Annotated in this window: 7 protein-coding genes; 2 read left to right on the top strand and 5 right to left on the bottom strand. The window is 65.7% G+C overall.

The window, feature by feature from the left end; genetic code table 11:
• Nucleotides 1–124: 124 nt before the first annotated feature.
• The 4 genes from CXY80_RS20045 to CXY80_RS05575 form a co-directional block, all read right to left on the bottom strand.
• Nucleotides 125–826 carry a hypothetical protein gene (locus CXY80_RS20045; protein ID WP_233195035.1) on the bottom strand — a complete coding sequence of 234 codons (702 nt, stop codon included), beginning with the start codon at nt 824–826 and terminating at the stop codon, nt 125–127.
• 12 nt (nt 827–838) lie between these two features.
• Nucleotides 839–1,264: a hypothetical protein gene (locus CXY80_RS20040; protein ID WP_233195033.1), complete on the bottom strand. Its 426-nt coding sequence runs from the start codon at nt 1,262–1,264 to the stop codon at nt 839–841.
• A 94-nt stretch (nt 1,265–1,358) separates the two neighbouring features.
• Nucleotides 1,359–1,592 carry a YbdD/YjiX family protein gene (locus CXY80_RS05580; RefSeq protein ID WP_092448129.1) on the bottom strand — a complete coding sequence of 78 codons (234 nt, stop codon included), beginning with the start codon at nt 1,590–1,592 and terminating at the stop codon, nt 1,359–1,361.
• Entirely contained in the window at nt 1,592–3,865 is a 2,274-nt protein-coding gene (locus CXY80_RS05575; RefSeq protein ID WP_104131883.1) for a carbon starvation CstA family protein, read from the bottom strand. The genes CXY80_RS05580 and CXY80_RS05575 overlap by 1 nt, the downstream gene beginning before the upstream one ends.
• Nucleotides 3,866–4,028: 163 nt before the next feature.
• On the opposite strand from CXY80_RS05575, the gene CXY80_RS05570 reads away from it, so the two are divergent.
• Both CXY80_RS05570 and CXY80_RS05565 read left to right on the top strand, forming a co-directional pair.
• On the top strand, nt 4,029–5,414 hold the full coding sequence (locus tag CXY80_RS05570; protein ID WP_104131882.1) for a glycine--tRNA ligase: 1,386 nt from the start codon (nt 4,029–4,031) through the stop codon (nt 5,412–5,414).
• Between the two features lie 73 nt (nt 5,415–5,487).
• Nucleotides 5,488–6,537 carry an alcohol dehydrogenase catalytic domain-containing protein gene (locus tag CXY80_RS05565; protein ID WP_104131881.1) on the top strand — a complete coding sequence of 350 codons (1,050 nt, stop codon included), beginning with the start codon at nt 5,488–5,490 and terminating at the stop codon, nt 6,535–6,537.
• Between the two features lie 117 nt (nt 6,538–6,654).
• Here the strand turns inward: CXY80_RS05565 and CXY80_RS05560 are convergent, their stop codons facing one another.
• Nucleotides 6,655–8,034: a glutamyl-tRNA reductase gene (locus CXY80_RS05560; protein WP_104131880.1), complete on the bottom strand. Its 1,380-nt coding sequence runs from the start codon at nt 8,032–8,034 to the stop codon at nt 6,655–6,657.
• Nucleotides 8,035–8,081: the final 47 nt, after the last annotated feature.

Raw genomic sequence — 8,081 nt, 5'->3', positions numbered from 1 at the left:
CTCAGTGCGAGTATTCGGCGGAAACAACTTGACCATAAAACGCTCCAATCACTAGAGCGTTGCTACGACCATATGACTTTGCCGGCGCGGTTTGGGGTCAAACCCACGGCTCGACGTCAGAAACTCACGGGTCGGCGAAAAAATGGGCGAAGTACGAGCTCAGGGATACCCGACAAACCAGAGCAGCACGATCGCGACCGGCTGCAGCGCGATCGACCCGGCCAGCAGGGTGCGCCGCAGCGGCTTCGAGCGGCAGCAGCAGCCGAAACAGGCTCTGCTGCGGCAAAAACACGGCCACCAGGTAGAGTCCGTAGCTCGCCGAGTACGCCACGATTTCCGGTCGGAGCGGATGCAGCGCCCGCCGCGACAACCACCACCCAAACCCCGCCGCGAGCAGCAGAACCAGCACAATTCCGACCACGCCGAGGTACTCAAACGCCATCAGAAACCACGGCGTGGGCGGCACAAGCTCGACCCGGCCGACGAAGCCGGTCCACCACGACAGCTCTGTGGCAAGGTAGGCGTCAGGAACCCCGGTGACCGCGCCGGCTACAAGCGGCCAGACCAGGCCGGCCGCGGCTATGATCAGCCCGGTAACAACGATCGCCCAGCGCTCACGCCAGACAAAACCACGCTCCCGCCAGCGCAGCACCAGCACCAGCACCAGCACCAGCAGCAGAGCGAGGGCCAGCGACAACGCGAGCACGCCCGGCCGGGTGAATGCCGCCACGACGGCGAACGGAATCATCAGCAGATAGCGCCGCTGAAGCATAAGCCAGAGGCTCGCGAACACCAAGAGCAGAAACAGGCTTTCGGCGTAGGCCACCTGCAGAACGAACTACAGCGGCCCGAAACAGAACAGGGCGACCGCCCAGAGCGCTGGATGAACCCCCACCCGCGGGGCCAGCAGCCGGTACAGCATGCGGGCCGCCCCGGCCCCGAAGGCCATCGCCACGAGTGTGCCAGCGACATAGAAGTCCAGGCCGGTCAGCGCCGAAACCTCGCGCACGAGCCACGGAAACACCGGCAGAAAGGCCCAGACGTTGGGCTCGACCTGGCCGTTTAAGTCCGTCAGCAGCTCACTCGGATACCCGTGCAGCGCGATCTGGCGGTAGAACGAACTGTCCCACGACCCCGAAAAGGTGAAGAAACTCGGGTCGCTCCGATAGCGCGCGAAGGTCCAGTCCAACCGGGTGGCGACGGCGAACATGGTGCCGAGCAGGGCCGTCGTGAGCAGTCGCGAAATAGCCCAGATCAGCAGCACGATCTCCCACGGCGGCAGCCGGTCGAGGCGAGGGCGGAGCGCGCTCAGTCGCTGCGCCCCGCCCCCGCTCGTCTTCGCCGCAGACTATCCGCCTCTAGCAGCAGCGTCCCTGCGGGTTCGCATCCTGACGGTCGGTCTGGTCGCGCCAGAATTCCCGCTCAGTCATAAGCGGATGCGGTGCCGCGCCGTCAGTACCGTCATCAGCACCGGCCGCATGCAGCGCCGCGTGGTGCGCCACATATTTCTCGTAGGCATCCTCGCCGAGGATCCCCTTGAGGTACCAAACCACCCCGCGGGCGCCCTTGCGGACGCCCGCCAGCAGGGTCATCAGTGACCCTTGATTTTGATCTTCTTGTGCACCGGCAGGGCATCCCACTCGGCCTGCAGCACCTTCTCGGGCGGGGTCATGATGAATCCAGCCGGGGCGTAGGTCTGCGACTGCACGGCGTCATCTTCACTCGTCGCACTGGAGTTCTTGCGGTACGCGTTCCAAGTGGCCTGAAGAGCCGTGAGAATCACGATGATCGCGAGCACCACGAACACGATCGACAGCACGCCCTGCACCATCGTGTTGCGCACGACAGCTTCCATGGCTTCGACGCTCGGTGCGGTGCCAAAGCTCGTCTCGCCAGCGGCGAGGGCCTCGGAGAATGCGCGGTTCTGCGCGAAGTAACCGATGCCCGGGGTGGTCGAGAAGATCTTCAGGAACGACGCCGAAATCGTGACGACGGCAGCGAATCCGAGCGGAAGCGCCACGACCCAGAGGTATCTGAACAGTCCACGCTTGGCGACGATGGCCATGCACACGGCCAGCGCGATCGCCGCAAGCAGCTGGTTGGCGATTCCGAACAGCGGGAACAGCGTGTTGATGCCGCCGAGCGGATCGGCCACCCCCATCAGCAGCACTGCACCCCAGGCGGCGACCATGATGGCCGTGGCGGCCCAGGCGCCAGGACGCCAGGAGGTGTTCTTGAACTTCGGGAAGAAGTTGCCGAGGCTGTCCTGCAGCATGAAGCGGGCGACGCGGGTGCCGGCATCCACTGCGGTGAGAATGAAGAGTGCTTCGAACATGATGGCGAAGTGATACCAGAAGCTCATCATTGACGTGCCACCGACGAGCTGCTGCATGATGTGCGAGAGGCCGACGGCGAGCGTCGGCGCGCCGCCCGTGCGGGAAACGATCGACTCCTCGCCGACGTTGGTCGCCATATCGGTCAGCATGTCGGGCGTGAGGTTGACGCCGGTCAGGCCGAGGCTGTTCACGAAGGCGACCGCACCCTGCACGGTGCCGCCAGTGAGGGCGGGCGAGGAGTTCATGGCGAAGTAGATGCCGCGGTCGATCGACAGTGCGGCGACGAGGGCCATGATCGCGACGAGCGACTCCATGAGCATGCCGCCGTAACCGATGAAGCGGGTCTGGCGTTCCTTCTGAATGAGCTTCGGCGTGGTTCCCGAGGCGATGAGCGCGTGAAAACCCGACAGGGCGCCGCAGGCGATCGTGACGAACAGGAAGGGGAACAGCGTTCCGGCGACGACCGGACCGGTGCCGCTCGATGCGAATTCGCTCACGGCCGGCACGCTGATTTCGGGACGGATGATGACGATCGCCACGGCGAGCATGCCGATCGTGCCGATCTTCATGAAGGTCGACAGGTAGTCGCGCGGGGCGAGCAGCAGCCAGACCGGCAGGATAGCGGCGATGAAGCCGTAGAGGATGATGCCCCAGGCGATGGTCACCTTGTCGAGCAGCAGGTAGGTCTGACCCCAGTCGGTGCCAGCCACCACGCCGCCGCCGATGATGGCGGCGATGAGCAGCACGAAGCCGATGATGGATATTTCGGTGATCTTGCCCGGGCGGAAGAAGCGCAGGTAGCAGCCCATGAACAGCGCGATCGGGATGGTCATGCCGACCGAGAAGACGCCCCACGGGCTTTCGGCGAGGGCGTTCGTCACCACGAGGGCGAGGATCGCCACGATGATGACCATGATCACGAGGGTCGCGATGAGGGCGGCGGTGCCGCCGATCACACCGAGTTCGTCGCGGGCCATCTGGCCGAGCGAACGACCGCCGCGGCGCATGCTGAAGTGCAGAATCAGGTAATCCTGTACCGCGCCGGCGAGAACGACGCCGACAATGATCCAGATAGTGCCGGGCAGGTAGCCCATCTGCGCGGCCAGAACGGGGCCGACCAAGGGGCCGGCGCCGGCGATGGCAGCGAAATGGTGGCCGAACAGCACGCGACGGTCGGTCGCGGCGAAGTCCTTGCCATCGGCCTTGTACTCGGCCGGGGTGGCGCGACGGTCATCCGGGCGAATGATGTGCTTCTCGATGAACTTCGAGTAAAAACGATAGCCAATGAGATAGGTGCAGATCGCGGCGAACACGAACCAGATCGCGTTGACGGTTTCACCGCGCACGACGGCGAGCATGACCCAGCTGAGGCCGCCGAGCAGTGAAATAGCTGACCAGATCGCAATTTTTAGGGGCGTCCAGTGGCGATCGTGGGCGTCAAGTTCCTCTGGATCCAGAGCGACCGCGAGGTCGTGCGGAATCCGTTTCAGAGCGGTCGGTGATTCGGTCGTGTTGGACGCGGCGCCCATTTCTCCTCCTTGAGCCAAGGCAAATCCTGTGAATCTGCCTACTAACGTTACCTCCGCGCGAGAAAGGCTCCGAACCAGAGCGGGAACTCGGGTCGGATCGAGCGCGTAAAATGGATAACCGGGCATTCGCTCGCATTCTGCGCCTTCGACCATTGGAGCCACCGTGGCCGCACCCACTCATCTTGATTCCGTCATCGCCCTCGCCCGCCACCGCGGCTTCGTTTTTCAGGCCGGTGAGATCTACGGCGGTTCCCGCTCCGCCTGGGACTACGGACCCCTCGGCGTTGAGCTCAAAGAAAACATCAAGAAGCAGTGGTGGCGTTCGATGGTCACCAGCCGAGACGACGTCGTCGGCCTCGACTCCTCCGTGATTTTGCCTCGCCAGGTCTGGGAAGCATCCGGTCACGTCGAGGTTTTCAGCGACCCGCTGATCGAGTGCACGAGCTGCCACAAGCGTTTTCGCGCCGACCACCTCGAAGAGCAATATGAGGAGAAGAAGGGCCGCCCGCCCGAAAACGGCCTCGACGACATTGCCTGCCCGAACTGCGGCAATCGTCACATCTGGACCGAGCCGCGTGCCTTCTCCGGCCTGCTCAAGACCTACCTTGGCCCGGTCGATGACGAGGCCGGTATGCACTACCTGCGCCCCGAAACCGCGCAGGGCATTTTCGTGAACTTCGCCAACGTGCTGCAGGCGTCGCGCTCCAAGCCTCCGTTCGGCATCGGCCAGATCGGCAAGAGCTTTCGTAACGAGATCACCCCCGGAAACTTCATCTTTCGCACCCGCGAGTTCGAGCAGATGGAGATGGAATTCTTCGTCGAGCCCGGTACGGACGAGACCTGGCACCAGTACTGGATCGACACCCGCATGAAGTGGTACACCGACCTCGGAATCAACCCCGAAAACCTGCGCCTGTTCGAGCACCCGGCCGAGAAGCTCTCGCACTACTCCAAGCGCACCGTCGATATCGAATACCGCTTCGGCTTCACGGGCACCGAGTTCGGTGAACTCGAGGGCGTGGCGAACCGCGGCGACTTCGACCTGTCGACGCACGCCAAGGCATCCGGTAAAGACCTCTCCTACTTCGACCAGACCAAAAACGAGCGCTGGACGCCCTGGGTGATCGAGCCCGCGGCCGGCCTGACCCGCTCGCTCATGGCCTTCCTGGTCGATGCGTATGTCGAAGAAGAGGTTCCGAACAATAAGGGCGGCGTCGACAAGCGCACCGTGCTCAAGCTTGACCCGCGCCTGTCGCCGGTCAAGGCCGCCATCCTGCCGCTGTCGCGCAACGAGAAGCTCTCCCCGATGGCGCGCGAGCTTGCCGCGAGCCTGCGCCAGCTCTGGAACGTCGACTTCGACGACGCCGGCGCCATCGGCCGTCGCTACCGTCGCCAGGACGAGATCGGCACCCCGTTCTGCATCACGGTCGACTTCGACTCGCTCGACGACCAGGCCGTCACCGTACGCGACCGCGACACCATGGCGCAGGAGCGCGTGCCGCTCGCCGAGCTCGAGGCCTACCTCGCCGCGCGCCTCCGCGGCGCGTAGCGTTCAACCAACGGATGCCGCGACTCGGTCTCGAAAACCGCGCCGCGGGCATCCGTCGGGCAGACTGTAGAGCATGAAAGCGGTCTATTTCGAAGAATTCGGCGTGCTTCCGGTGCTGCGCGAGGTGCCAGAGCCGCTGATAAGTGCGGCGGGCGTGATCGTGCGGGTCGAGGCGACCGGACTCTGCCGCAGCGACTGGCACGGCTGGCTCGGCCATGACGCCGACATTGCGCTGCCGCACGTTCCCGGCCACGAACTGGTCGGCGTGATCGACGCTGTCGGGCCGCTCGTGCGCCGATTTCGGGTTGGTCAGCGCGTGACGGTGCCGTTCGTCTGCGCCTGCGGCGAGTGCCCGGAGTGCGACGCCGGCAACGGACAGGTCTGTCGCAACCAGACCCAGCCCGGATTCACCCACTGGGGTTCCTACGCCGAGCGGGTCGCGCTGCACAACGCCGACGTGAACCTCATCGCCATCCCCGATGACCTCGACGCCGGCGCTGCCGCGATGCTCGGCTGCCGGTTCGCCACCTCGTTCCGCGGACTCGTGCACCAGGCACGGCTGCAGGCGGGCGAAACCCTTGTGGTCGTCGGCTGCGGTGGAGTCGGCCTAAGCGCGGTCATGATTGGGCAGGCGCTCGGCGCCTTCGTCATCGCCGTCGACATCAATTCCGACGCGCTCGAGGCGGCGAGCCGGGTGGGAGCTGCTCACGTCGTCAACTCGGCCGAACTGCCCGACGACGAGGTGGTCGAGCGCATTCGGGCGCTCGCATCAGGGGGTGCAGACGTGAGTCTCGAGGCGCTCGGCCGGGAGAATACGGTGGCCATCGGCATCCGTTCCCTGGCAACGCGTGGGCGGCACGTGCAGATCGGCCTGCTGGCGGACGACCCGCGGATACCGCTCGGCACGGTGATTGCGCGGGAACTGACTGTACTCGGCAGCCATGGCATGCCCGCCCACGACTATCCGGCGCTGCTGGATCTTGTGCTGAGCGGCGGGTTGCGCCCTCAGGACCTGATCAGCCGCCGAATCACCCTCGCCGAAGCCCCTGCGGCACTCGCCGCCATGTCCACGCCCGGTGCGGCCGCCGGAGTCACCCTGATCGAGGTGACCCGGCCGATCTGACCCTCGAGAATTGCCTCGTTTGGCCCCCTGATACCGCAGCGCCTGGCCCGTCGGTATCAGCAGGCGGCGCTGAACGGATGCTCAGGGCTGGCCGACACGGTCGGCCGTTCGGGAAAGCTAGGAGGCGATTGCGCCGGCATCCGTGGCACCGGCATCCGCTGCGCCGGTGGCGGGTAGCGTCACGTCGATGCCGAACAGGGCGTCGAGGCCCCCGAGGTAGGCGTCTTGCTCGCCGGCGCGGGCGAGCTCGCGGGCCCGCACCATGGGAGTGTGCAGCAGCACGCCGGCCAGGTGGCGCAGGGCCGACTCGGTCGCCTCGCTCGAATCGCCGCGGCTGCGGGCCCGGGCGATTTCGGCGTCGCGCAGCTCGAACACGTAGCTGCGTAGCGCCACCACGGCCGGGGTGAGGCTCTGCTCTTCGGCAACGTCGGAGAACTTGCGGGCCGCCTTGCCGACGATTTCCCGGGCTTCGGTCGTGGCGTTGAGCTCTTCGAGCGGGGCGTGGATGCTGATGGTTTCAAGGTCGAGCAGCTCGACGCCGGGTACCAGGGTCACGTCGGGGGCGACGTTGCGGGGCAGGCCGAGGTCGATGATGAGCTGCGGCGGCGCCTCTGGACCGGCGTCGGCCGGGCAGATGCGGGTCGGAGCGTCGGCGGTGGCGCCCGAAATGGCGAACGGATCAATGCCGATCTCGGCGCGGCCACGACTGATCAAGGCCGCATCGATCACGTGGTCATCGCGCAGGGTGCAGGTGACGACAACGTCGGCACGCGCCACCTCGGCAGCGAAATCCGCAGCGGGAACGGCTTCGATGCCGTGCGAGGTCGCGAATCCAACGGCGCGCCCGGACGGCGAGTAGACGCGAACGTTCTCGGCTCCGCGGTCGCGCAGGGCGGCGAGCGAGGCGCCGGCGTAGCGGCCGGTACCGACGAGCAGCACGCGGGCACTCGACCAGTCGCTGACCCGGCTTTCGGCCAGTTCGAGGGCGAGGCGCACGATCGAGCGGCCGGCCGAGCCGATGCCGGTGCGATTCTTGACGCCGCGAGAAGTTTGGGAGGCGCGCTGAAACAGACGCTCAAGTTCGGGGCTCGTGGTGCCATCGGCGCGAGCCTGTTCCAGTGCGCGCCGCACCTGGCCGGCGATCTCGACCTCGCCGACGACGACCGATTCGAGGCCGCTGGTCACGGCGAACAGGTGCTCGGCAACGCCATTACCGTGCACGAGGGTGAGATTGTCACGCAGGGTGTCTTCGGCGACGCCGGTGCTCGCGCTCACGGCTTCGATCGCCGCGTACACGGCGGGCAGCGGCGACACGCCGTAGGGTTCATCGAGATCGAGGTAGGCCTCGAAGCGGTTGCAGGTCGCGACGACGACGGCACCGCTGAGCCGACCGTGCTGCTCGACCATGCGGGTGGCCGCAACGCTTCCGCCGACAGACAATTTCTCCAGCACATCGAAGGTGGAGTTTTTGTGACTGGCCGACAGAAGAATGAGCACTAGCCAATTCTACGACTTATTGCTGTACGCTTCCGGCGCGCATCGTC

It is taken from the genome of Cryobacterium sp. M91, from assembly GCF_002929615.1.
GTDB classification, from domain to species: Bacteria; Actinomycetota; Actinomycetes; order Actinomycetales; family Microbacteriaceae; genus Cryobacterium; species Cryobacterium levicorallinum.
This window is presented reverse-complemented; position numbering and strand designations above follow the sequence as displayed.

What these genes read in the sequence shown, in the direction of transcription:
- CXY80_RS05580 (WP_092448129.1), bottom strand. Translation starts at nt 1,592, where the DNA reads ATGACCCTGCTGGCGGGCGTCCGCAAGGGCGCCCGCGGGGTGGTTTGG.
- CXY80_RS05575 (WP_104131883.1), bottom strand. Translation starts at nt 3,865, where the DNA reads ATGGGCGCCGCGTCCAACACGACCGAATCACCGACCGCTCTGAAACGG.
- CXY80_RS05565 (WP_104131881.1), top strand. Translation starts at nt 5,488, where the DNA reads ATGAAAGCGGTCTATTTCGAAGAATTCGGCGTGCTTCCGGTGCTGCGC.